Origin of the sequence: Pseudooceanicola sp., from assembly GCF_041987405.1 — a bacterium.
Taxonomy (GTDB): domain Bacteria; phylum Pseudomonadota; class Alphaproteobacteria; order Rhodobacterales; family Rhodobacteraceae; genus Pseudooceanicola.
In genome coordinates this window covers 331,182-356,476 of sequence record NZ_JBHIWR010000004.1, presented here as the reverse complement: position 1 = coordinate 356,476, position 25,295 = coordinate 331,182, and the positions used below count along the sequence as shown (strand labels likewise).

General features: G+C 65.3%; 19 protein-coding genes. 15 read left to right on the top strand and 4 right to left on the bottom strand.

What is annotated here, in order from left to right; genetic code table 11:
- Positions 1–28 precede the first annotated feature (28 nt).
- Both ACFC2Y_RS12765 and ileS read left to right on the top strand, forming a co-directional pair.
- Entirely contained in the window at positions 29–331 is a 303-nt protein-coding gene (locus ACFC2Y_RS12765; protein ID WP_375172695.1) for a hypothetical protein, read from the top strand.
- 1,040 nt (positions 332–1,371) lie between these two features.
- Positions 1,372–4,362: an isoleucine--tRNA ligase gene (gene ileS, locus ACFC2Y_RS12760; protein WP_375172696.1), complete on the top strand. Its 2,991-nt coding sequence runs from the start codon at positions 1,372–1,374 to the stop codon at positions 4,360–4,362.
- 153 nt (positions 4,363–4,515) lie between these two features.
- On the opposite strand, the gene ACFC2Y_RS12755 is transcribed toward ileS, so the two are convergent.
- A complete protein-coding gene (locus tag ACFC2Y_RS12755; RefSeq protein WP_375172697.1) occupies positions 4,516–5,532 on the bottom strand; it encodes a ketopantoate reductase family protein in 1,017 nt (338 codons plus the stop codon).
- A gap of 270 nt (positions 5,533–5,802) precedes the next feature.
- Between ACFC2Y_RS12755 and ACFC2Y_RS12750 the strand changes: the two genes are divergently transcribed.
- The 4 genes from ACFC2Y_RS12750 (at position 5,803) to preA (ending at position 11,460) form a co-directional block, all read left to right on the top strand.
- Positions 5,803–7,968 carry an anthranilate synthase component I gene (locus tag ACFC2Y_RS12750; RefSeq protein WP_375172698.1) on the top strand — a complete coding sequence of 722 codons (2,166 nt, stop codon included), beginning with the start codon at positions 5,803–5,805 and terminating at the stop codon, positions 7,966–7,968.
- Between the two features lie 347 nt (positions 7,969–8,315).
- Positions 8,316–8,618: an H-NS family nucleoid-associated regulatory protein gene (locus ACFC2Y_RS12745; protein WP_375172699.1), complete on the top strand. Its 303-nt coding sequence runs from the start codon at positions 8,316–8,318 to the stop codon at positions 8,616–8,618.
- Positions 8,619–8,786: 168 nt separating this feature from the next.
- Entirely contained in the window at positions 8,787–10,130 is a 1,344-nt protein-coding gene (locus ACFC2Y_RS12740; RefSeq protein WP_375172700.1) for an NAD(P)-dependent oxidoreductase, read from the top strand.
- Positions 10,131–10,155: 25 nt separating this feature from the next.
- A complete protein-coding gene (gene preA / locus ACFC2Y_RS12735; RefSeq protein WP_375172701.1) occupies positions 10,156–11,460 on the top strand; it encodes an NAD-dependent dihydropyrimidine dehydrogenase subunit PreA in 1,305 nt (434 codons plus the stop codon).
- A 125-nt stretch (positions 11,461–11,585) separates the two neighbouring features.
- Here preA and ACFC2Y_RS12730 read toward each other — a convergent pair whose 3' ends face one another.
- Together ACFC2Y_RS12730 and ACFC2Y_RS12725 are read right to left on the bottom strand one after the other, a co-directional pair.
- The gene (locus ACFC2Y_RS12730; protein ID WP_375172702.1) at positions 11,586–12,806 is read right to left on the bottom strand and encodes an MFS transporter; all 1,221 of its coding nucleotides are present in this window, start codon (positions 12,804–12,806) and stop codon (positions 11,586–11,588) included.
- Positions 12,807–12,947: 141 nt separating this feature from the next.
- Positions 12,948–13,571: a TetR family transcriptional regulator C-terminal domain-containing protein gene (locus tag ACFC2Y_RS12725; RefSeq protein WP_375172703.1), complete on the bottom strand. Its 624-nt coding sequence runs from the start codon at positions 13,569–13,571 to the stop codon at positions 12,948–12,950.
- Between the two features lie 195 nt (positions 13,572–13,766).
- On the opposite strand from ACFC2Y_RS12725, the gene ACFC2Y_RS12720 reads away from it, so the two are divergent.
- From ACFC2Y_RS12720 to ACFC2Y_RS12685, 8 genes are all read left to right on the top strand, one after another.
- Positions 13,767–15,017: a Zn-dependent hydrolase gene (locus tag ACFC2Y_RS12720; RefSeq protein ID WP_375172704.1), complete on the top strand. Its 1,251-nt coding sequence runs from the start codon at positions 13,767–13,769 to the stop codon at positions 15,015–15,017.
- A gap of 231 nt (positions 15,018–15,248) precedes the next feature.
- Positions 15,249–15,536, top strand: a complete 288-nt coding sequence (locus ACFC2Y_RS12715) for a GIY-YIG nuclease family protein (RefSeq protein WP_375172705.1) — start codon at positions 15,249–15,251, stop codon at positions 15,534–15,536.
- Positions 15,537–15,642: 106 nt separating this feature from the next.
- Positions 15,643–17,103 carry a dihydropyrimidinase gene (gene hydA, locus ACFC2Y_RS12710; RefSeq protein ID WP_375172706.1) on the top strand — a complete coding sequence of 487 codons (1,461 nt, stop codon included), beginning with the start codon at positions 15,643–15,645 and terminating at the stop codon, positions 17,101–17,103.
- Positions 17,104–17,886: an ABC transporter ATP-binding protein gene (locus ACFC2Y_RS12705; RefSeq protein WP_375172707.1), complete on the top strand. Its 783-nt coding sequence runs from the start codon at positions 17,104–17,106 to the stop codon at positions 17,884–17,886.
- Between the two features lie 483 nt (positions 17,887–18,369).
- Entirely contained in the window at positions 18,370–19,287 is a 918-nt protein-coding gene (locus ACFC2Y_RS12700) for an ABC transporter permease (protein WP_375172708.1), read from the top strand.
- 172 nt (positions 19,288–19,459) lie between these two features.
- Complete coding sequence (locus ACFC2Y_RS12695; RefSeq protein WP_375172709.1) at positions 19,460–20,308, top strand: ABC transporter permease; 849 nt, start codon at positions 19,460–19,462, stop codon at positions 20,306–20,308.
- A gap of 14 nt (positions 20,309–20,322) precedes the next feature.
- Entirely contained in the window at positions 20,323–21,315 is a 993-nt protein-coding gene (locus tag ACFC2Y_RS12690) for an ABC transporter substrate-binding protein (RefSeq protein ID WP_375172710.1), read from the top strand.
- Between the two features lie 688 nt (positions 21,316–22,003).
- Positions 22,004–22,717, top strand: coding sequence for a FadR/GntR family transcriptional regulator (locus ACFC2Y_RS12685; protein WP_375173716.1), 714 nt, complete (start codon positions 22,004–22,006; stop codon positions 22,715–22,717).
- Positions 22,718–22,752: 35 nt separating this feature from the next.
- On the opposite strand, the gene ACFC2Y_RS12680 is transcribed toward ACFC2Y_RS12685, so the two are convergent.
- Positions 22,753–23,487: a DUF1028 domain-containing protein gene (locus ACFC2Y_RS12680; RefSeq protein ID WP_375172711.1), complete on the bottom strand. Its 735-nt coding sequence runs from the start codon at positions 23,485–23,487 to the stop codon at positions 22,753–22,755.
- Positions 23,488–23,588: 101 nt separating this feature from the next.
- On the opposite strand from ACFC2Y_RS12680, the gene ACFC2Y_RS12675 reads away from it, so the two are divergent.
- Entirely contained in the window at positions 23,589–25,172 is a 1,584-nt protein-coding gene (locus ACFC2Y_RS12675; RefSeq protein ID WP_375172712.1) for an ABC transporter substrate-binding protein, read from the top strand.
- Positions 25,173–25,295 lie beyond the last annotated feature (123 nt).

Below are 25,295 nucleotides of genomic sequence, written 5' to 3'. Positions count from 1 at the left end.
TCTGTTCGGGGGCAGGGACGTGTCACGGATGATGCGACTGATCACATGGTTGAGCATGCTGTTTTCGCGCCGACGTGCGAACCCGCTGCAATCGGCCGAGCCGGACCGCGTGGCCGATCCGGAGGATCCGGCGGTTGCGCTGGCCATGCGGATCATCGCCGAAGAGGGCGCGACGGGGGACGAACTGGCATTGGAGGCGGAACTGGAAGCCGCCAAGCTGGTCTACGATGCCGCGCCCGAGGGCGAGCGCGAGGCGGCGATGGCGCGATTGACCCGCGCCTCGGTCCGGGCGGCCCTGGCGCGGCAGATGCGGAAGAAGTTCGAAGGGTGAGGTGGGGGCCATGTCCCGGGCTTGCCCCGGGACCTCTGGATATGGTGCCTGTCGCGCCTGGGGTATTGTCGGGGCGAGGCCCCGGCGCGAGGGCCGGGGCATGGTGGTGTTGTGAGGGCGGCGAGCGTCTTTGGGGCGTCGGTCTTCGGCTTGACCGGGGGAACTGTTGGCGGGTGTCGCTGGCGCGACAGGTGCGGAAGTTTGAAGGGTGAGGTGGCAGCATGTCCCGGGCCTGCCCCGGGTCCTCTGGATATGGTGCCTGTGGCGCCTGGGGTTTTGTTGGGGCGAGGCCGCGGCGCGAGGGCCGGGGCATGGTGGTGTTGTGAGGGCGGCGAGCGTCTTTTGGAGCGTCTATCTCCGGATTGACCGGGGGAACTGTTGACGGGCGGCACTGGCGCGACAGGTGCGGAAGTTCGAAGGGTGAGGCGGCGGCATGTCCCGGGCCTGTCCCGGGACCTCTGGATACGGGGGATGTCGCGCCTGGGGTTTTGTGGCCGTGAGGCCCCGGGCGCGAGGCCGGGGCATGGTGGTGTTGTGAGGGCGGCGGGCGTCTTTTGGGGCGTCGATCTCCGGCTTGACCGGGGGAACTGTTGGCGGGTGTCGCTGGCGCGACAGGTGCGGAAGAAGTTCGAAGGGTGAGGCGGGGCGCATGTCCCGGGCTTGCCCCGGGACCTCTGGATATGGTGCCTGTGGCGCCTGGGGTTTTGTGGGGGCGAGGCCCCGGCGCGAGGCCGGGGCATGGCGGGCTTGTGTGGCGGAGGACCGGTCCGGGGAGGGCCGACCGGGGTGGGTGCGCTGCCCCCGTCGTCTGCCGCTTCCCCCGACGTATTTCCGACCAGACGAAGCCCGGGACCGGACCCGGGCGTTTCGTCGCTTTACCCTGTGAGAGGGCGGGCCTATAAGGCGGGCAAGATGTTTGGTTTTGCGATCATCATTCGAATTACATGCCCGGCGCTCTGACCAGAGACGCCGGGACAAGGCGTATGGATGCCCGCGCCGACCTCACCCCAGACATTTAGATTTGAGACGGATCACACGATATGTGCGCCGAGACGCCGAATACAGAACGCGACTACAAAGATACCCTGAACCTGCCGAAGACCGATTTCCCGATGCGGGCCGGGCTTCCCAATCGTGAGCCCAACTGGCTGAAAAGATGGGAGGACATCGGGGTCTATGACCGCCTGCGGGAGAAGGAGGGGCGCGAACCCTTCATCCTGCATGACGGCCCCCCGTATGCGAACGGCAACCTCCATATCGGCCATGCGCTGAACAAGATCCTCAAGGACATGATCGTCCGCTCGCACCAGATGATGGGGCGGGATGCGCGTTATGTGCCGGGCTGGGATTGCCACGGGTTGCCGATCGAATGGAAGATCGAGGAGCAGTACCGCAAGAAGGGCAAGAACAAGGACGAGGTTCCTGTTGTGGACTTCCGGCAGGAATGCCGGGCCTTTGCGGACAGCTGGATCGACGTGCAGCGGTCGGAGTTCAAGCGCCTGGGCGTGACCGGCAACTGGGCCGATCCCTACCTGACGATGGATTTCCACGCGGAGCGGGTGATCGCCGAGGAGTTCATGAAGTTCCTCATGAACGGGTCTTTGTATCAGGGCTCCAAGCCCGTGATGTGGTCGCCGATCGAGAAGACCGCGCTGGCCGAGGCGGAGGTGGAGTACCACGACAAGGAGAGCTTTACGGTCTGGGTGAAGTTCGCCGTCGCCTCAGGCGACGGCGACCCCGGCCCCAGCGCCGGGGTCCCGCGGGATCAGGCGGCAGAGGGGCGCGAGGTCCCGGGGCAGGCCCGGGACAGGCTGGCGGGGGCCTATGTGGTGATCTGGACGACGACGCCCTGGACGCTGCCGTCGAACAAGGCGGTCGTTTATGGCGAAGGCATCTCCTACGGCCTCTATGAAGTGACTGGACGGCCCGAGGAATGCTGGGCGCGGATCGGCGACCGCTACATCCTCGCGGATGACCGGGCGGCGGATGTGTTCGCGCGGGCACGGCTGGAGGACGGGATGTACCGTCGTCTGGGCGATGTCAGCGCGGATGAGCTGGCGGGGCTGGGTCTCCGGCACCCCCTCGCCGGGGCCGAAGGCTCCAATGGCGAATGGGACGATATCCGCGACTTCCGCGCGGCCGAGTTCGTGACCGATACCGAGGGCACCGGCTTTGTCCATTGCGCGCCGTCCCACGGGATGGAGGAATACGAGCTCTACCGCGATCTGGGGATGCTGGAGCAGGTCATCACCTACAACGTGATGGACGATGGCTCCTTCCGCGCGGACCTGCCGTTCTTTGGGGGCAAGTACATCCTCAACCGCAAGGGCGGGGAGGGCGATGCCAACAAGGCGGTGATCGACAAGCTGATCGAGGTCGGCGGGCTGCTGGCGCGCGGGAAGATCAAGCACTCCTACCCGCATTCGTGGCGGTCGAAGGCGCCGGTGATCTACCGCAATACGCCGCAGTGGTTTGCCGCCATCGACAAGCCGGTCGGCGGGGACGACACCTATGGCACGACGATCCGCGAGCGCGCATTGCGGTCGATCGACGAGCTGGTCACGTGGTGGCCGCGCACGGGCCGTAACCGTCTGTATTCTATGATCGAATCGCGGCCCGATTGGGTGCTGTCGCGGCAGCGGGCCTGGGGCGTGCCGCTGACCTGCTTCGTCAAGAAGGGGGCGCTGCCCACGGACGCGGATTACCTGCTGCGGAACGAGGCGGTGAATGCGCGGATCGCGGAGGCCTTCGAGACCGAGGGCGCGGATGCCTGGTACGCCGAGGGCGCGAAGGAGCGGTTTCTGGGCAATGACGCTGATCCGGAGGCCTATGAGCAGGTCTTCGATATCCTCGACGTGTGGTTTGACTCCGGGTCGACCCATGCCTTCGTGCTGCGCGACCGTGAGGACGGGGCGCCGGACGGGATCGCGGATGTTTATCTGGAGGGCACCGATCAGCATCGCGGGTGGTTCCATTCCTCGATGCTGCAGGCCTGCGGGACGAAGGGGCGTGCGCCCTATCGCAACGTGGTGACGCATGGGTTCACGCTGGACGAGAAGGGCAACAAGATGTCCAAATCGCTTGGCAATACCATCGTGCCGGAAGAGGTCGTCAAGCAGTACGGCGCGGATATCCTGCGTCTCTGGGTGGCGCAGGTGGATTATTCCGCCGATCAGCGGATCGGGCCGGAGATCCTCAAAGGCGTGGCGGACAGCTATCGCCGGTTGCGGAACACTTTGCGGTTCATGCTCGGCTCGCTTGGTGATTTCCGCGAGGAAGATCGCGTGGCCCCGGCGGATATGCCGGAGCTGGAGCGTTGGGTGCTGCACCGGTTGAGTGAGCTCGACGAGGTGGTGCGCAAGGGCTATGCGGAGTTCGATTTCCAGTCGATGTTCCAGGCGGTCTTCAACTTCGCCACGGTGGAGCTGTCGGCCTTCTACTTCGACATCCGCAAGGACGCGCTTTATTGCGACGGGGATACCGCGCGGGCCAAGGCGGCGCGGACGGTACTGGATCTGCTCTATCACCGGCTGGTGACATGGCTGGCGCCGATCCTGACCTTCACGATGGAAGAGGTCTGGCTGGAACGGTTCCCGGGCGATCAGTCCTCGGTCCACCTGGTCGACTTCCCCGAGACGCCGGCGGACTGGCGCGATGCGGCGCTGGCGGCCAAATGGGCCAAGGTGCGGCAGGCGCGGCGCGTTGTGACGGCGGCGCTGGAGGTGCAGCGGACCAACAAGGTGATCGGTGCCTCGCTGGAGGCCGCGCCGGTGGTGCACGTCGAGGATGCGGAGATGCTGGAGGCGCTGAAGGCAGTGGCCTTTGAGGATGTCTGCATCACCTCCGACATCCAACTGACCGGCGATCCCGCCCCGGCGGAGGCCTATCGCCTGCCGGAGGTGCCCGGTGTGGCCGTGGTCTTCGAAGAAGCGGAGGGCGAGAAATGCCAGCGCTGCTGGAAGATCCTGCCCGACGTGGGGACACATGCGCATCCGGGGGTTTGCGGGCGGTGTGACACGGCGCTTGGGTAGGTTCGGGGGCTAGACGCTCTCGCTGACCCTCCCGGGACATACTTTACCCTCCCCCTGGCAGGGGGAGGGGTTGCGTTGCGCGGGGTGGGCGCCGACCGGGGCGCTGCCCCGGACCCCGGAGTATTTCTGGAAAGATGAAGCAGGGGCGCGCGGTCAGAGGTCGCGCGACCTTTCCACATGGCGCAGGATTTCCGTGGCCAGCTCCAGCATGGGGCAGGGCACGCCGCGCGCCCTGGCGACGGAGACCGTGGCGGCGAAGATCGGTTCGATCTCCATCGGGCGGCCCTTTTCAAGGTCCTGCAGGGTGGAGGTCTTGAACTCTGCGTTGCGCATGGCCAGGGTGAGGCGTTTTTCGGTCGGCATGCCGATTTCCGCCCCTTCGGCGGTGGCGATGGCGCGGACCTCCTCCATGATGGCGCCGGTGAAATCGTAGAGCGGCTTGGACTTCAGGTTGGTGCCGTTCGGGCTGCGGGTGATGGCAGAGACGGAGTTCATTGCGCAATTGCCCATCATCTTGGCCCAGAGCGCGTTTTGGAAGGGCTCCGTCTGGCGGATCATCCAGCCTGCGCTTTCCAGCAGGGTGGCGATGCGGGTGACATCGGCGCGGTCTTCTTCGGGCAGGCGGCCGAGGTCGAGGTAGCCGTTGATGTCATAGGAGATCAGCCCGGGCTCCGGGACGGAGGCGCCGAGATAGGCGATGGCGCCGATGGCGCGCTCCGGCCCGATCTTTTCCCAAAGGTGACCGCCGGGGTCGACCTCCTCCGCGCCCTTGCTGCCGCCCTGGCCATCGGGGATCGGGTACCACCAGGGCACGCCGTTCACCACGGGCAGGATGCGGGCGTGCGGCGCCATCAGGGCGGCGAGCGTGTCGGCCAGCGGCGGGATCTGGTGGCCCTTGAGCGCGGTGATGACGACATCCTGCGGCGGCAGGGTCGTGGGATCGTCGGTGGCGGTGACGGTGATGGTTTCCATCTCGCCGTCGGGGGTGCGGAAGCGCAGGCCGTCGCGCTGCATCGCGGCCAGGTGCGGGCCGCGGGCCACCAGGGTGACGCGGCCGATGTCGCCAGTGCCGGCGGCCTTGGACAACAGCGCCCCGATCACCCCGCCGATGGCCCCCGCGCCGTAGATGCAGATATCGAGCGGGCGGTCGGGGAGCGGGGGCAGGGTCATGGGGCGGTCTTTCCTATGGGTCGGGTCCCGCGCAAGTTAGGCGAGAGGCTGGGCGGGGTCGAGGGGTGCCATGCGCCAAGCGGTCCCCATTTACATCGTCCCGGCCGCTTGCTAAGCGAATGGCGTTGAATGAGAGGGACGTGCCATGACCGGCATCCTGTGGCAGGGCAATCAGATCGAAGGGCGATGGCGCGGCGTTTACGCCTGCTAATTCCTTTCCTGTCATCGCGGCGGCATATTGGCCCGCCGCCCTTCAAAGACGAGACTGACATGACCGATCTGACCTACCAGACCGATGGCGGCCTGACGATCACCCGACGCGAGGTCCCGGCGGACTACCATGGCGATACCGACCGGTTGGCGGAACAGCTGGATCAGCATCGCGGGGCGCTGTTTTCTTCGAATTACGAATACCCCGGCCGTTATACGAGATGGGAATTCGGCTTTTCCGAACCGCCCGTGATGGTCGAAGCGCGGGGACGCCAGATGCGGATTGGCGCGCTCAATCCCCGGGGGCGCGTTCTGTTGAAGATGATGCAGCGGGCGGTATCGGCCATTCCCGAGGTTGCGGATGTCAGCGTTTCGGAGGAGGCGATCGATCTGCGTGTGCAGGAACCGGACCGGGTTTACAATGAGGAGGAGCGGTCGCGCGCGCCTTCGGTCTTTTCCGTTCTGCGCGCACTGGTGGCGCATTTCAAATCGGACGAGGATCATCACCTGGGGCTGTATGGCGCCTTTGGCTATGACCTGGCCTTTCAATTCGAGCCGATCGAATTTTCGCTGGAGCGGCCCGCGGATCAACGCGATCTGGTTCTGTTTCTGGCCGATGATCTGCTGGTGGCCGACCATTATTCCGTTGGTGCCATGCGCTATCAATACGAGTTCACCGATGGCGATCTGACCACCGTCGGATTGGCGGGGGGCGGCGTGGCGGAGCCCTTTGAACGCGGGCCGCAAGATGTGCCGCGTGGCGATCACAATCCGGGCGAATATGCCGAATTGGTGCGCGAGGCGAAGAAAAGCTTCATGCGGGGCGATCTGTTCGAAGTGGTGCCGGGCCAGGTTTTTTATGAACCCTGCAAGGACAGCCCCTCGGCGATTTTCAAACGGCTGAAGAAGATCAATCCCGCGCCCTTCGGGTTCATCATGAACCTGGGCGAGCGGGAATACCTCGTCGGCGCCAGCCCGGAGATGTTCGTGCGCGTCACGGGGCGACGGGTGGAGACCTGCCCGATCTCCGGCACCATCAAGCGCGGCGCGGACGCGATCGAGGACAGCGAACAGATCTTGAAACTGCTGCAGTCCAAGAAGGACGAGAGCGAGTTGACCATGTGTTCGGACGTCGACCGCAACGACAAGAGCCGGGTCTGCGATCCGGGCTCGGTGCGGGTCATCGGACGGCGGCAGATCGAGATGTATTCGCGCCTGATCCACACCGTCGACCATATCGAGGGGCGGCTGCGCGAGGGGATGGATGCCTTTGACGCCTTTCTCAGCCATGCCTGGGCGGTGACGGTCACTGGGGCGCCCAAGCTATGGGCGATGCGGTTCATCGAGAAACACGAGAAATCGACGCGATTCTGGTACGGTGGCGCGGTCGGGGCCATGGGCTTTGACGGTGACATGAACACCGGGCTGACCCTGCGCACGATCCGGATCAAGGATGGCGTGGCCGAGGTGCGGGCGGGGGCGACGCTGCTATATGACAGCGACCCGGACGAGGAAGAAGCGGAGACGGAGCTGAAGGCCAGCGCCATGCGCGCGGCGATCCGCGGCGATGTGAAAAGCAACGAGGGCGGCGGCGATGGCTGGCGTGTGGCCAGGGGCAAGGGGCGGCGCGTCCTGCTGGTGGATCACGAGGACAGCTTCGTGCATACGCTCGCGAACTACTTTCGCCAGACCGGGGCGGAGGTCTTCACCACCCGCTCGCCGGTGGCGGAGGAGGTGTTTGACCAATTCTCCCCCGATCTGGTTGTTCTCTCGCCCGGGCCGGGCAATCCGAAAGATTTCGATTGCAGCAACACCATTGAAAAGGCGCTCGCGCGCAATCTGCCGCTATTTGGCGTCTGCCTGGGATTGCAGGCGATTGCCGAATATTTCGGGGCGGAGCTGGGACAGCTGGATGTGCCGATGCACGGCAAGCCGACGCGGATCACCGTTTCCGAGCCCGGCATTGTCTTTGTCGGCCTGCCGGAGAGGGTGACCATCGGGCGCTATCACTCCCTGCACGCAAAAGCGGAAAGCCTGCCGGATACATTGAAAGTAACGGCGGATACTCCCGATAAGATTGTCATGGGGCTGGAGCATACAACCTTGCCGGTGGCGGCGGTACAATTTCATCCGGAATCAATCATGTCGCTCGGTCAGGATGCCGGTTTGCGCATGATCGAGAACGTGGTCAGCCTGTTGGGCCAGGGTCATCGTCCGGTGGGGTAGTCGGGCGGAATGATCGGCTGGATACCCCAGAAAAGGTACGGCTTTGGGCGGCGCGGGGAAACCTGCGCCGTTCTTCTGTGCTGTGGTCCTGGGAAACAGTTTTCCCGGATCAATTCCGGCTGCTGTGGTTAACCTATAGAACTCACGAAAGCGTTATTGGTGCCTTTCGAATAAATGTTTCGGCGGAAAGCTGACGATATTGCGCTGACACAAGTTGTGTCTTGTGAATGCGTCAATTCATTATTAGGTTTTTTATCGCTAGTTTGATTGGTGGCAATTGGTCGGTTTTCTCGGGAGAACCACAATGACTGCAAAACGGAATGGACCCCATGACAGACCTTAATTCAATGTCGCTCGATGATCTCAAGAAGCTGCGGAAAGACGTGGATGCCGCGATTCGCAACTATGAGGATCGCAAAAAGAAGGCGGCACTCGCCGAGCTGGAAGCAAAAGCAGCCGAGCTGGGATTTTCCCTGAATGACCTGACCGGCGGTGCCGGGCGTGGCCGCAAGGTCAACCCGCCGAAATACCGCCACCCCGAGGACCCCTCCCTGACGTGGAGCGGGCGTGGACGTCAGCCCGACTGGTTCAAGTCGATGGTCAGCTCCGGCACGGATCCGGAGACGCTGCTGATCGTCAAGGCGGGCTGAGGGCCCCGAGTCAGCTGTTATCATCATGGCCGGGCATCCCCAGGGGTGCCCGGTTTTTCATCGCCAGATCCGCTGCAGGACACGAATTTCGCAGCGGAAAAAATTTACCATTTGATAAAATTTCGATCCGTGGCACGCTGGAGGGGACAGAAATAGCCGGAGTCCCCGATGAGTATTTCGCCCCGTAAGGATGGTATCGCCGCCGGCCGCCTGGCCGCCGATCAGCTTGCCCAGAACTTCACCGACCTGCATCCGCCGCTGGAGCCGCATGAGGCCCACGTCGCCGCAGATCGCTGTTATTTCTGCCATGACGCCCCCTGTATGGAGGCCTGTCCGACCTCGATCGACATTCCGCTGTTCATCCGGCAGATCGCGACCGATACGCCCGAGGCGGCGGCAAAGACGATTTTTGAGCAGAATATCCTGGGCGGCATGTGCGCCCGGGTCTGCCCGACCGAAACGCTCTGCGAGGAGGTCTGCGTGCGCGAGGTTGCCGAGGGCAAGCCGGTGGAAATCGGGCGGCTGCAGCGCTACGCCACGGACCGGATGATGGCGAAGGATGTGCATCCCTTCGACCGGGCCGCACCGACGGGCAAGCGCGTGGCGGTCGTCGGGGCCGGGCCTGCGGGTCTCGCCTGTGCGCACCGCCTGGCGATGAAAGGTCATGACGTGGTGATCCACGATGCCCGTGCCAAGCCGGGCGGGCTGAACGAATACGGCATCGCCAGCTACAAGAGCACCGACAGTTTCGCCCAGGCGGAGGTCGACTGGCTGATGCGGATCGGCGGGATCACGATGAAAACGGGCTCCGTCCTGGGGCGCGATGTGACGTTGGAGGATCTGAGCGCAGGCTATGACGCGGTTTTCCTGGGCATGGGCCTGGCCGGGGTCAATGCGCTTGGCCTGGATGGCGACGGTCGCGAGGGCGTCGCGGATGCGGTGGATTTCATCGCGGAGCTGCGCCAGGCCGAAGACCTCGCCGCCCTGCCGATCGGGCGCGATGTCGTGGTGATCGGCGGCGGCATGACGGCGGTGGATGCGGCGGTGCAATCGCGGCTTCTGGGCGCGCAAAGCGTCACCATCGCCTATCGCCGGGGGCAGGATCGGATGGCGGCCTCCGTCTATGAGCAGGAGCTGGCGACGGCCAAGGGCGTGCGCATCCTGACCAATGTCCAGCCAAAGGCGCTGCATGGCAATGGTCGGCTGGAAGCGGTTGAGTTCGAATATACCGAGGACCGTGATGGCAAGCTGACCGGCACCGGAGAGACCGTCGTGATCGCGGCCGACCAGTGTTTCCGCGCCATCGGCCAGACCCTGTCGGGCGCGCCCGAGGGGCTGGAAATCGCGGGCGGCAAGATCGCGGTGACCGGGGCCGGGCGGACCTCGGTGCAGGGTGTCTGGGCGGGGGGCGATTGTGCCTCGGGCGGGGATGACTTGACAGTGACGGCGGTGGCCGAGGGGCGCGACGCGGCAGAGGATATTCATGCAACACTGACGGGGACGGCGGGCTGAGGCCCGCGCGACGGAGGACTTCGATATGGCTGATCTGACGACCGACTTCCTGGGCATCAAGAGCCCCAATCCCTTCTGGCTGGCCTCCGCGCCGCCGACGGACAAGGAATACAACGTCCGCCGCGCGTTCGAGGCGGGCTGGGGCGGTGTGGTCTGGAAGACCCTCGGCTCCGAAGGGCCGCCGGTGGTGAACGTCAACGGGCCGCGCTATGGCGCGATCTGGGGGGCGGACCGGCGCTTGCTGGGGCTGAACAACATCGAGCTGATCACCGACCGGCCGCTCGAGGTGAACCTGGAGGAGATGACCCGCGTCAAGAAGGACTATCCGGACCGGGCGCTCATCGCCTCGATCATGGTGCCCTGCGACGAGGCCAGCTGGAAGGCGATCCTGCCGCGGGTGGCCGAAACCGGCGCCGACGGGATCGAGCTGAACTTCGGCTGCCCGCATGGCATGTCCGAACGTGGCATGGGGGCGGCGGTCGGGCAGGTTCCCGAGTATATCCAGATGGTTACGGAGTGGTGCAAGAAATACTACGACCGCCCGGTGATCGTGAAGCTGACGCCCAACATCACCGACATCCGCAAACCGGCGGAGGCCGCGCGGGCGGGCGGCGCCGATGCGGTGTCGCTGATCAATACGATCAATTCGATCACCCATGTCGATCTGGACCTCATGGCGCCGGAGCCGACGATTGACGGCAAGGGGTCGCACGGCGGCTACTGCGGCCCGGCGGTGAAACCCATTGCCCTGTCCATGGTGTCGGAGATTGCCCGGCACCCGGCGACCCACGGCCTGCCGATCTCCGGTATCGGGGGGATCACGACATGGCGCGATGCGGCAGAGTTCATGGTGATGGGCTGCGGCAATGTGCAGGTCTGCACGGCGGCCATGACCTATGGCTTCAAGGTGGTGCAGGAGATGATCTCGGGCCTGAGCCAGTGGATGGACGAGAAGGGGTATACCTCCACCGATCAGTTCATCGGTCAGGCAGTGCCCAATGTGACGGACTGGCAGTATCTGAACCTGAATTACGTGACCAAGGCCAGGATCGACCAGGACGCCTGCATCAAATGCGGCCGTTGCTATGCGGCCTGCGAGGACACCTCGCACCAGGCCATCGCGATGAACGAGGGCCGCGTCTTCGAGGTGATCGACGAGGAATGCGTCGCCTGCAACCTCTGTGTCAATGTCTGCCCGGTGGAGGACTGCATCACCATGGTGCAGATGGACAAGGGCGCGGTGGATCCCCGGACGGGGCGCGAGGTTGGCGATTACGCCAACTGGACGACCCATCCCAACAACCCCATGGCGGCAAAGGCGGCGGAGTGAGTCAGGGGGGCGCTGCCCCCCGTCCTGCGGACGCCCCCCGGGATATTTCCAGCAAACAGAAAGGCTTTCTTTTTGCCCGAAATATCCCGGGGGCGTGCGGCGCAGCCGCGCGGGGGCAGAGCCCCCTATTCGATGCCCCTCCGCCGGGCATCCCAGATCGTCAGCGAAAAGAGCAGCAGACCGGCCAGCGCGAGGGCCGAGCCGACATAGCCGGTCGCCGGGAAGCCGTAACCGCCCGCCACGACCCGCGCCGCGAGGAAGGGGCCGAGGGCATTGGCAGTATTGAAGGCCGCATGGTGGAGCGAGGCGGCCAGCTGCTGCGCCTCGCCCGCGACATTCATCAGCCGCGTCTGCATCACCGTGGAGACGCCCCCCAGAACCCCCATCATCACGACGATGGAGGCCATCGGCCAGAGGCCGGAACTGGCCGCGAGCGGGTAGAGGCCCAGAATCAGAGCCCCGCCGCCAAAGGCCAGATAGGCGGTGGCGTTCATGTTGCGGTCGGCCAGGGCGCCCATGACCAGGTTGAAGACGGTCATGCCGATCCCGGCCACCATCAGCATGAGGGCCACGGCGGTCTCATCCCCGCCCAGGGTCGTCTGCACGGTGGAGGCGATATAGGTGTAGACGGCGAAGAATCCGCCAAAGCCTATGGCGCCGGTGCCGACGGTCAGCCAGACCTGACGATTGCCCAGGGCGCCCAACTCCTTCAGCGGGTTGGCGCCGGGATCGGCAGGGGTGCGCGGGGCCTTCATCAACACGGCGAGGGCGGTGGCCAGGGCGATGGCGGCGACCATGTAGAAGCCGGTGCGCCAGCCCAGGCCATCGCTCAGCACGCTGGCGGCGGGGACGCCGATGGTGGTGGCGATGGTCAGCCCCAGAAAGATCCGCGCGATGGCGGAGGCGCGTTTGTTGCGCGGCACGACGGAGGCGGCGACGAGGGCCGCGACCCCGAAATAGGCGCCATGCGGCAGGCCGGAAAGAAACCGGGCGGCGGTGAACATCCCGAAGGTCGGGGCGAACGCGGAGAGCGTGTTGAATACCGCGAAGGCCAGCATCAGCCAGACCAGCAACATCCGCTTGCGCATCCGCGCCGCCGCGACGGCCAGCACCGGCGCGCCGACGACCACGCCCAGGGCATAGGCGCTGATCGCGTCGGCCGCGCGGGCCTCGTTCACGCCCAGATCGGCGGCGAAATCGGGCAGCAGGGCCATGGAGGCAAATTCGCTCAGCCCGATGGCAAAGCCGCCGAGGGCCAGCGCCAGCAGGACCGCCGACGCGCGAGAGCGGGCGGGCAGGGCGGAGGGGGCGCCATCCTGCAGGCGTCCGGCTGTCTGGTCTGACATACGTCAATTCCACTCGTTCGGGGGACCGGGAGGTCCGTTCATCTCCTCCCGCGGGGACAGCTAGTCATTTGCCGCAGAAAGGCAACCGGCGGCGTTGCACGGCGCGGGATGCAGTTTTGCGGGGGCGAGGCCCGGGTGCGCTCAGGGTGCGACGCGCAGCATCCGGCCGAAGAGGGTCAGCAGATAGGTTTCGGCGGCGGGGAAGGGGTCCTTGATCTCCGGCCCCAGGACCGCATCGACCTGCACCTCGAAATCGGCGTAATGTTGCGTCAGCGACCAGATCGAGAAGATCAGGTGATGGGGATCGGCGGCCTTCAACTCCCCCCCGTCCATCCAGCCCTGAATCACCGCGGCCTTTTCATCCACCAGAGGTTTCAGATCATTGGCAAGCGCCGGCTTCATGTTGGGCGCGCCCTGCAGAACCTCGTTCGCGAAAAGGCGGCTTTCGCGGGGCATATCCCGGCTCATCGCCAGCTTGCGGCGGACATAGGTCAGGATTTCGTCCAGCGGATCGCCCTCCGGATCCAGTTGGTGCAGCGGGGCGAGCCAGATATCCAGCAGCGCAGAGAGGAGGTGCGTGTGAATCGCCTCCTTGCTGGGAAAGTAGTAAAGAAGGTTGGGTTTGGAGAGCTTGGCCGCCTTGGCGATCTGGTCCACCGTCGCGCCACGGAACCCGTATGTCGAAAAGACATCCAGCGCCGCTTCGGTGATCGTCGCGATCTTGTCGCGCTGTATCCGGGTCTGCCCTGCGGCGCTGTCCTTCATGCCTCTGTCCTGCGTTCCTTGCTTTGTGAAACAGTTTTTCGCAGATTGGGGGCAAGGTCCAGCCATGACCAAAAATTGGTCGCCCCATGGTGCCTATTTGCCCGGCAAACGGTGAAAATCTTGACTGGTCCGGGGCCTCTGATAGCTTCACCTTTGACCGAATGGTAAAAATACGTGCAACCCAGGAGACATCCGATGGCAGCCCCCGGCGAAAACCTCAGAATTAACGGTGACCGTTTGTGGGACAGTCTGATGGAGATGGCCAAGATCGGGCCGGGCGTCGCGGGAGGCAACAATCGCCAGACCCTGACGGATGAGGATGGCGAGGGGCGCGCACTGTTTCAGCAGTGGTGCGAGGCGGCGGGCTGCGAGATGGGCCTCGACAGCATGGGCAACATGTTCGCGATGCGTCCCGGCACGGATCCCGAGGCGTTGCCGGTCTATGTCGGCTCCCACCTTGATACGCAGCCGACGGGCGGGAAATACGACGGCGTGCTGGGGGTTCTCGGCGGGCTGGAGGTCGTGCGCACGCTGAACGATCTGGATGTGAAGACGAAGCACCCGATCGTGGTGACCAACTGGACCAACGAGGAGGGCACGCGCTATGCCCCCGCGATGCTGTCCTCGGGCGTCTTTGCCGGGGTGCATACCGAAGACTGGGCCAAGGATCGCGAGGATGCCAAGGGTCTGAAATTCGGGGCCGAGCTGAAGCGGATCGGTTGGGAAGGGGACGAACCCGTGGGCGCGCGCAAGATGCATGCCTTCTTCGAGCTGCATATCGAACAGGGCCCCATCCTGGAGGCAGAGGGCAAGGACATCGGCATCGTCACCCATGGTCAGGGGCTGAGCTGGACCCAGGTGACGATCACCGGCAAGGACAGCCATACCGGATCGACCCCGATGCCGATGCGCAAGAACGCGGGGCTGGGCATGGCCAAGGTGCTGCAACTCGTGGACGAGATCGCTTGGTCTCATGCGCCGCATGCCGTCGGCGCGGCGGGCCATATCGACGTCTATCCCAATTCGCGCAACGTGATCCCGGGCAAGGTCGTGTTTACCGTCGACTTCCGCTCGCCCGATCTGTCGGTGATCGAGGATATGGAGGCCCGCCTGCGCAAGGAGGGTCAGGCGATCTGCGACGAGATGGGGCTTGGGATCGCATTCGAGAAGGTCGGCGGCTTTGACCCGGTGGAGTTCGACACGGGCTGTGTCACCGCGCTGCGCGATGCGGCGGAGCGGCTCGGCTATTCGCATCAGGACATCATCTCGGGCGCGGGGCATGACGCCTGCTGGATCAACCGGGTGGCACCGACGGCCATGGTGATGTGCCCCTGTGTCGACGGTCTGTCGCACAACGAGGCGGAAGAGATATCCAAGGACTGGGCCACGGCGGGGACGGATGTCCTGCTGCACGCGGTGGTCGAGACGGCGGGGATCGTGGAGTGAGGGGCATCGCGCTGTCCCCGACATGTCCCGGCCTTGCGCCGGGACCCCGCGGAGGTTCGCACCCGGCGCGAGGCCCCGGCGCGAGGCCGGGGCAACTTGAGGTGCCCAGTCGCTGTCCCGGCCTTGCGCCGGGATCCCGCGGAGGTTCGCACCCGGCGCGAGGCCCCGGCGCGAGGCCGGGGCATAGGGAGCGTTTACGGCCGGTTAACCCGGCACAGGTTCAATCGACCCGTGCCAAGGTTCGTTTACATCCTCGCCTCACGTCCGCACGGTGCGATCTACATCGGCAGCGCGACCGATCTGCGGCGACGTGTGTCGCATCACCAATCCGGGGCCGTCAAAGCGCATACCCGGCGCTACGGCATCCATACGCTCGTCTGGTTCGAGCATCACGCCGACCCTGCCGAGGCGCGTCTGCGCGAACATCGGTTGAAACGTTGGCGGCGCGCGTGGAAAGAGGCCTTGATCGCGGAGTACAATCCGCAGTGGCAGGACATCACGGCCCATATCCCGGATTGAACGGGTTACATGCCCCGGCCTCGTGCCGGGGCCTCTTGGCAATCAGAAATTTCCGTGCGGGCCCGGCGCAAGGCCGGGACAGGGCGAGACCAAAGGGGAGCACAACATGAGCAAAGTGATCAAGGGCGGCACGGTCGTCACGGCGGATCGTCAGGTGAAGGCGGATGTGCTGATCGAGGGCGAGACCATCGTCGAGATCGGCGAGAACCTGAAGGGGGACGAGGTGATCGACGCCTCCGAGGCCTATGTGATCCCCGGCGGCATCGACCCGCATACGCATCTGGAGATGCCCTTCATGGGCACCACGGCGGCGGAGACCTTTGAAACCGGCACATGGGCAGCGGCCTGTGGCGGCACCACGATGCTGATCGACTTCTGCCTGCCGGGCGAGGATGGCTCGATCAAGAATGCGATCGAGGAATGGCACCGCAAGTCGGCGCCGCAGATCTGTTCCGACATCGGCTATCACATGGCGGTCACCGGCTGGAACGAGAAGATCTTTGACGAGATGAAGGATGCGGTGGACGCCGGGGTGAATTCCTTCAAGCATTTCATGGCCTACAAGGGTGCGCTGATGGTCGAGGATGACGAGATGTTCGCGTCGTTCTCGCGCTGCAAGGAGCTGGGCGCGCTGCCCATGGTGCATGCGGAGAACGGCGATCTGGTCGATTTGATGCAGAAGAAGTTCCTCGCCGAGGGCAAGACCGGGCCGGAATGGCACGCGCGCTCGCGTCCGCCGGAGTTCGAGGGCGAGGCGGCGAACCGGGCGATCACCATCGCCGATGCGGCGGGAACGCCGCTCTATATCGTGCATGTCAGCTGCGAACAGGCGCATGAGGCGATCCGCCGGGCGCGGCAAAAGGGGATGCGCGTCTATGGCGAGCCGCTGGCGCAGTTCCTGACGCTGAACGAGGAGGAATACCTTTCCGAGGACTGGTTGCATTCAGCCTGCCGGGTGATGTCGCCGCCCTTCCGCGGGAAGGAGCATCAGGACGGCCTCTGGGCCGGGTTGCAGGCGGGGTCGCTGCAGGTGGTGGCGACGGACCATGCGGCGTTCAACTCCGACCAGAAGAAGATGGGGCTGGAGGATTTCACCAAGATCCCGAACGGAACGAACGGTCTGGAAGAGCGCCTGGGCGTTCTGTGGACCCGTGGCGTGGAAACCGGGCGTCTGACGCCGGAGGAGTTCGTCGCCGTGACCTCCACCAATATCGCGAAGATCCTGAACATGTATCCGCAGAAGGGCGCCATCGTGCCCGGGGCGGATGCGGATGTGGTGGTCTGGGATCCGTCGATCAAGAAGACGATCAGCGCCTCGAACCACCATTCGATCCTGGATTACAACGTCTTCGAGGGCATGGAAGTGACCGCGCAGCCGCGTTACACCCTGTCGCGGGGCGAGGTGATCTGGGCCTGGGGGCAGAATTCGCAGCCGCAGCCGGGTCGGGGCCGCTTCGTTCCGCGCAAACCCTTCGCCTCCGCCTCCGTGGCGCTGTCGAAGTGGAAGGAGCTGAACTCGCCACGGTCGGTGCAGCGCGATCCGATGAATATTCCGGCGGGGATCTAAGTGACGCAAGAGCCAGTGATTTCGGCCAAATCTCTCGACCTGACATTCGAGACGAACGACGGCCCGGTCCATGCCCTCAAGGGCGTGGATCTGGATATCAACAAGGGGGATTTCGTTTCCTTCATCGGGCCGTCGGGCTGCGGGAAGACCACGTTCCTGCGGTGCATCGCGGCGCTGGAGACGCCGACGGGCGGGGCGCTCACTGTCAATGGCATGTCGCCGGAGGAGGCGCGGCTGGCCCGGGCCTATGGCTATGTCTTTCAGGCGGCGGGGCTCTATCCCTGGCGGACCATTGCGGGGAATATCAAGCTGCCGCTGGAGATCATGGGCTTTTCCAAGGCGGAACAGGCGGCGCGGGTCGAGAAGGTGCTGGAGCTGGTCGATCTGGCGGGCTTTGGCGGCAAGTTTCCCTGGCAGCTGTCGGGGGGGATGCAGCAGCGCGCGTCGATTGCGCGGGCGCTGAGTTTTGATGCGGATATTCTGCTGATGGACGAACCCTTTGGCGCGCTGGACGAGATCGTGCGCGACCACCTGAACGAGGAGCTGCTGAAGCTCTGGGCGCGGACGGGCAAGACCATCGGTTTCGTCACCCATTCGATCCCTGAGGCGGTCTATCTTTCGACCCGGATCGTGGTGATGTCGCCGCGCCCGGGGCGGATCACCGACGTGATCGAAAGCCCGCTGCCCGCGGAGCGCCCGCTGGACATCCGCGACACGCCGGAATTCCTGGAGATCGCGCATCGAGTGCGCGAGGGGCTGCGCGCGGGGCATGCCTATGACTGAGGTTCGCCGCGCCACGTCTGGTCGGTGTTCCGCACCTGTTCCGGCCTTGAGCGGGGACCTTGCGTGGGTTTCTTGTGACGTCGAGGCCCCGGCGCGAGGCCGGGGCATGGGACGTCCGGCTTCTGTCCCGGCCTTGGGCGGGGACCTTGCGCGGGTTTCTTGTGACGTCGGGGCCCCGGCGCGAGGCCGGGGCATGCGACGTCCGGCTTCCGTCCCGGCCCTGAGCCGGGACCTCGCGGTGGTTTTTTGTGACGTCGAGGCCCCGGCGCGGGGCCGGGGCAAGGGACGTCCGGCTTCCGTCCCGGCCCTGAGCCGGGACCTCGCGGGGGTTCTTGGTGACGTCGAGGCCCCGGCGCGAGGCCGGGGCATGCGACGTCCGGCTGTCGTCCCGGCCTTGCGCCGGGACCTCGCGGGGCTTTCTGGCGACACCGAGCCCCCCGCGCGTGGCCGGGGCTTGTGCGGCAGCGGTCCGGAGGGGCAGGCATGAGATCGCTGATCCCCGTGCTCACCGTTGTCGCCGCCATCATGGCCTTCTGGTACGCGGCCTGTGTGCCGATGAACATCCACACCGCCCTGACCGATGCGGAGCGGGCGGGCGTCGCGGTCAGCGTCGAGGGCGCGGCGGCGCGGCGGGATATGGGGGCGATCGGGCTGGCACTCTCCAACACCCATGTCTGGGGCGATACCTTCGCGCAGGACAAGCCGCGTCTGCCCGCACCGCATCAGGTGGTGGTGGAGCTGTGGGAGACCACGATTGAAAAGAAGATCACCTCGAAACGCAGCCTCGTCTTCCACGGCTGGATCACCCTCTCGGCGACGCTGGTCGGCTTTGGCATCGGCTCGGTCGCGGGGGTGCTGCTGGCCGTGGGGATCGTGCATTCCCGGGCGATGGACATGAGTGTCATGCCCTGGGCGATCGCCTCCCAAACCATTCCGATCCTCGCCATAGCGCCGATGATCATCGTGGTGCTGAATTCGGTCGGGGTGCAGGGGCTGCTGCCCAAGGCGATCATCTCGGCCTATCTGTCCTTCTTCCCGGTGGTCGTGGGGATGGTGAAGGGGTTGCGCTCTCCGGGTGCGATGCAGCTCGATCAGATGCGGACGTGGAATGCCTCCGGCAGCCAGACGTTCTGGAAACTGCGGATGCCGGCCTCGGTGCCCTATCTCTTTGCCTCGCTCAAGATCGGGATCGCGGCCTCGCTGGTCGGGGCCATCGTGGGCGAACTGCCGACCGGCGCCGTGAGGGGCCTTGGCGCGCGGTTGCTGACGGGGAGTTACTACGGCCAGACGATCCAGATCTGGTCCGCGCTCTTTGCAACGGCGATCCTGGCGGCGGCGCTGGTGGCGCTGATCGCGGGGATGGAGCGGGTGACCTTGAAGCGCATGGGGGTGGGGCGATGAGACCTTTTGTTCAGTTCCGTGCCAATGGCCTAGGCGTCCAAACGCGACTTAGAACTTGTGTCCCGCCCGGCGGCAACGCCGGGCAGCGCCGACCCGACCCCCTGGGCGGCGCTTATGCGCCACCCGCGGGACGGCGCGGCCCTCGGTCCTGCAGTGAAACCGGAGGTTCCATATGCCGCTGGTAATCGCCGCCCTCCTTCTCTGGCTCGCCGCCTGGTGGCTGAACGTGCGCATCGCCAACGGCCCCGGTTCCGACACGCGGGCGGCGCAGCTTGGTGTTCCGGCGATCTTCGGCCTCACCCTGCTGGTGATGTGGGAGCTGATCGTGCGGGGGCTAAGCGTGCCGCTGGTGATCCTGCCGCCGCCGACGATGATTGCCGATCGCTTTGCCGCCAGCCTGCCGATCCTCTGGCAGGACTTCGTGCAGACCGTGGTGAAGGGGGCGCTGTCGGGCTATGTCATCGGCTGCCTCGCGGCCTTCGGAACGGCCATTCTGGTGGACCGGTCGGAGTTCCTGAAGCGCGGGCTGATGCCCGTCGGCTCCTTCGTCGCGGCCCTTCCGATCGTGGGCACTGCGCCGATCCTCGTGATGTGGTACGGCTTCGACTGGCAGTCCAAGGCGGCGGTGGTCGTCGTCATGGTCTTCTTCCCGATGCTGGTGAACATCACCGCCGGGCTGCAGGAGACGACGCAGATGCAGCGCGACCAGATGAAGACCTGGGCGTCAAGTTACTGGCAGGGCCTGTGGAAACTGCGCCTGCCCGCCGCCATGCCCTTTGTCTTCAACGGGCTGAAAATTTCATCAACGCTGGCGCTTATCGGGGCGATCGTGGCCGAATTCTTCGGCTCACCGATTGTCGGGATGGGCTTCCGCATATCAACATCCGTGGGACAGCTGGCGCTGGACATGGTCTGGGCGGAAATCGTCGTGGCCGCCATCGCCGGGTCTGCCTTCTACGGTGTCGTGGCCCTCATCGAACGAAAGGTCACGTTCTGGCACCCCTCGCAACGGGGGCAATAACAGGGAGCTAAATGATGCAACAGTTTATCAAGGGTACGGCACTGGCCGCCGCCATGGCCATGGGCGCGGGTGCAGCCACCGCAGCGGATGAGGTCAAACTGCAGCTGCAGTGGGTCACCCAGGCGCAGTTCGCGGGCTACTACGTGGCGCTGGAGAAGGGCTTTTACGAGGAGGAGGACCTCGACGTGACGATCCTGCCGGGCGGCCCCGACATCGCGCCCCCGCAGGTTCTGGCCGGGGGCGGCGCGGATGCGATGCTGAACTGGATGCCCTCCGCGCTGGCCGCGCGCGAAAAGGGTCTGCCGGTGGTGAACATCGCGCAGCCGTTCAAATCCTCCGGCCTGATGCTGACCTGCTGGAAGGACACCGGGATCGAGGGCCCGCAGGATTTCAAGGGCAAGACCATCGGCGTCTGGTTCTTCGGCAACGAATATCCCTTCCTGTCCTGGATGAGCCAGGAGGGCATTTCCACAGATGGCGGCGATGACGGTGTGACGGTGCTCAAGCAGGGCTTCAACGTCGATCCGCTGATCCAGCGGCAGGCCGACTGTATCTCCACCATGACCTACAACGAATATGGTCAGGTGCTGGATGCGGGCGTCTCCGAGGATGAGCTGGTGACCTTCAAGTATGAAGACATGGGCGTCGCCACGCTGGAGGACGGCATCTACGTGCTGGAAGAGAACCTCGAGGATCCGGAGTTCAAGGACAAGATGGTCCGGTTTGTCCGCGCCTCCATGAAAGGCTGGAAATATGCCGAGGAGAACCCGGATGAAGCGGCGGAAATCGTTCTCGAAAATGACGAGACAGGCGCCCAGACCGAAGCGCATCAGAAGCGCATGATGGGCGAGATCGCCAAGCTGACGGCCGGATCGAACGGCGCGCTGGCGGAGGAAGACTTCCAGCGGACCGTCGACACGCTGCTGGCGGGAGGCTCCGACCCGGTGATCACCAAGCAGCCCGAGGGCGCCTGGACGAGCGAGATCACCGACGAAGCGCTGAACTGAGGCGTTCGGGAGCGTGCCCCGGCCCTGCGCCCGGGCCGCTTCGGACGGCTGGATGCGTCGGCCGTCTGCCTGTCCCGGACTCGAGCCCGGAGCCCGCGACCTCGCGCTAAGGGGCAGAGGTCCCGGCGCAAGGCCGGGACTTGGGGCGACGTGCCCCGGCCTTGAGCCGGGGCCTCGTGACAGAGTGAGAAACCGCGCGGTCCCGGCGCGAGGCCGGGGCTTGGGGTAACGTGCCCCGGCCTTGAGCCGGGGCCTCGTGACAGAGTGAGAAACCGCGCGGTCCCGGCGCAAGGCCGGGACTTGGGCGACGTGCCCCGGCCTTGAGCCGGGGCCTCGCTACAGGGTGCGAAACCGCGCGGTCCCGGCGCAGGGCCGGGACTTGGGGCGACGTGCCCCGGCCTTGAGCCGGGGCCTCGCTGCAGGGTGCGAAACCGCGCGGTCCCGGCGCGAGGCCGGGACAGGGCGCCCTTTAGCTGTCCGGAACCTCCCCCGGAAGTATTTTGGGCAAGATGAAGGGGCGGCGTGTCGTTTGGGCGATGCGCCGTTTCCGTTTTCGCACCGGATTTATCATGATGAATGTTCTTGCCCGATGCGGGGGCGGCGGGCTACCCCGGGTGGCAGGGTGAGCGAAGGGAGCAGTGCTCTGGCGGACGGAGACACATCAGACGGGCCGCGCCGGTCGCGGCCGGTGGCGGTGGCGGAGGCGATCAAGGACTGGGTGGTCGAACATGGGCTGCGCGGGGGCGACCGCCTGCCCGGCGAGGCCGAGTTGATGGAGACCTTCGGGCGCTCCAAGGGCACGGTCCGCGAGGCGATGCGCATTCTGGAGGCGCAGGGGCTGGTCAAGACGCGTACCGGCCCGGGCGGTGGCAGTTTCGTGCATGAGGTCAGTCGCGTGCGGGCCCAGGCGCTTCTGGGCAATTACTTCTACTTTCGCGATCTGACCTTGCAGGACATCTACCAGATGCGGCGGCTACTGGAACCGGAACTCGCGGCCTCGCTGGCAGGCACGCTGAGCGCGGAGCAGCTGGCGGCGCTGGAGGCGGTGACGGAGGTTTATCGTCATCCCGCCACCTCGTCCGAGGAAGAACGCATCCAGCATGTGGAGAGCCTGCGCTTTCACCGGCTGCTGGCCGAATATGCGGGCAATGAATTGCTGGGCTTCATGATCGGTTTCATGGCGCAGATCCTGACCGAGATGACCGTCTACCGGCGGCTCTACGATCCCCCGAATATTGAGCTCTGGTCCAAGGGCCGCGCCTTCCAGCTGGAGTTGATCGAGGCGCTCAGGGCCGGGGACGGGCCGCAGGCGCGGCGGATCATGGCGGATCACATGGCGACGGCCCAGGCGCTGATGGAGGCGCAGGAGGCCGAGGTGGTGAAGACCTTCATCACCGACTGAGGGCAGAGGCCAAGGGTAGGGACAGGCCTGGGGCCTCAGGTTTCCACGAACGGCGCCGGTGTGTCGTCTTCGGGATCAGCGGGGACCGAGAGGCGCGCGATATCCTCGGGTGTTGGCGCGCGTTCCGGGGTCTGCACGGTCGGCACGAGGTTCATCCATTCCGCATAGGCGCCGGTGGTGGCGCGGCTGTGCAGATCGCGCAGATCGGCCAGCGGGGTTTCGCTGTAATCCACGCGCAGGGTCAGCGGCGGCATGTCATGGCCGATCACCAGCATGGCGGCGGACATCAACCCCCGCGAATCGCCCCCCGCCGCATCCCCCGCTGTCAGGGCATTCAGGATGCGTTTGTGGAAGGAGCCGCTGGAGGCGAGAAAATTGTCGAGGATCGCGTCCAGCACCTCTTCGCCGGTCAGCATATTGCCCGACACGATGACATTTTCGGCCTGCCGATGCCCGCAGGCGGGCACGCTTTCGGTCCCGGTAAAGGCCGCCGTGCCGCCCCTTGGGCCGATCGCGGCCAGCTGCCGATAGGCCCGTCCGGCATCACCGCCGGTGGTCTGTGACACCGCTTCTGCGGCGCTCAACCCGTTGCGCATCCTTTCCAAAACGCCTTCGCCCCAAACGGTGGAGGGGGCGGTGCCCTGGCTGGCCGAGAGGCCCGAGGCCAGATCGCCCCGCAAGACCCATCCCCCCACACAGAGAGACCCGGTCGCCGCGCCGGAGCCCAGTCTGCCTGTTTCCGCGTCATATGCGAGAATGGAAAAGGTCATGGTGCGGCGCCTCCCTGTCGTGCCTCTTGAATTTATCATGAAAATTTGTCTGACTTCAATTTATCATGATTAATAACGTGGCCTGCAACAGGGAGAGGCTCATGACTGATCAAATTTTCAACTGGACCAGACGGGGTGTTCTGGCCGCCGGTGTGGCGATGTCGCTGGCGCTCGGGGCGGTGGCCCCGGCCGAGGCACAGACGCCGCCGGGCGTGCTGGTGGTGGGACAGATCGCGGAGCCCAAGGCACTGGACCCCGCGGCGGTGACCGCGGTGAACGACTTCCGCATCCTGATGAACGTCTACGACGGGCTGGTGCGCTACAAATCCGGCACGCTGGAGGTCGAGCCTTCGCTCGCCACCTCCTGGGAGATCAGCGAGGACGGAACGGAATACACGTTCTCCCTCCGCGAGGGCGTGACCTTCCACGACGGGACCGAATTCAACGCGGAGGCAGTCAAGTTCAACTTCGACCGCATGCTGAACGAGGACCATCCGTTCCATGACACCGGGCCCTTCCCGCTGGCCTTCTTCTTCTCCGCGGTGGAGGAGGTGACGGTCGTCGATCCGATGACGGTCAAATTCTCGCTCAACGCGCCCTATGCGCCCTTCCTGTCCAATCTGGCCTATCCGACAGGGCTGATCGTCTCGCCCGCGGCGGTGGAGGCCAACGGCGCGGACTTCGGGCGCAACCCGGTCGGCACCGGGCCGTTCAAGTTTGCCGAGTGGCGGTCGAACGAGGCCGTGGTGGTCGAGGCGAACCCCGACTACTGGGGCGGCGCGCCGGGAACGCAGGCGGTTGTCTTCCGCCCGATCACCGACGCCAACACCCGCACGGCAGAGATGCTGGCAGGCGGGATCGACGTGATGGTCGAAGTGCCGCCCGTCGCACTGTCGGAATTCCAGGGCGATGACTTCACCGTTCTGGAACAGGCCGGGCCGCATGTCTGGTTCCTGATCCTCAACGCGAAGGAGGGGCCCTTTGCCAACAAGAAGGTGCGTCAGGCGGCCAACTACGCGGTGAACAAGACCGCGCTGGTCGAAGAGGTACTGGAAGGCACGGCCGACGTGGCCGCAGGCCCGACCCCGCCCGCCTTCGCCTGGGCCTATAACGAGGCGCTGGAGCCCTATCCCTACGATCCGGAAAAGGCCAAGGCGCTGCTGGCCGAGGCCGGGGCAGAGGGGGCAGAACTGACGTTCTATGTCACCGAGGGTGGGTCCGGCATGCTGGATCCGATTGCCATGGGGACCGCCATTCAGGCCGATCTGGAGGCCGTGGGCTTTGACGTGAAGATCGAGACCTACGAGTGGAACACCTTCCTGGGCGAGGTGAACCCGGGGCTCGAGGGCAAGGCAGACATGGCCGAGATGGCCTGGATGACCAATGACCCGGACACGCTGCCCTATCTGGCGCTGCGCACGGATGCCTGGCCCGACAAGGGCGGCTTCAACTCGGGCTATTATTCCAACCCCGAGGTCGACAAGCTGCTGGAAAGCGCGCGGGTCGCGACGGATCAGGCGGAACGTGCGAAGCTCTATCAGCAGATGCAGGAGATCGTGCAGGAGGACGCGCCCTGGGTCTTCGTCGCGAACTGGAAGCAGAATGCGGTGACGAACGAGCGGGTGGAGAACTTCGCCCTCGAGCCGTCGTTCTTCCTGCTTCTGAAGGATGTGGTTAAGAACTGACCCTTGCGGGCCATGCCCCGGCCTCGCGCCGGGGCCTGGCCCGGAAAGAAACAGCGGGGTCCCGGCACAGGGCCGGGACAGGGCGCGCGGTGCCCCGGCCTCGCTCCGGGGCCTAGCACCGGA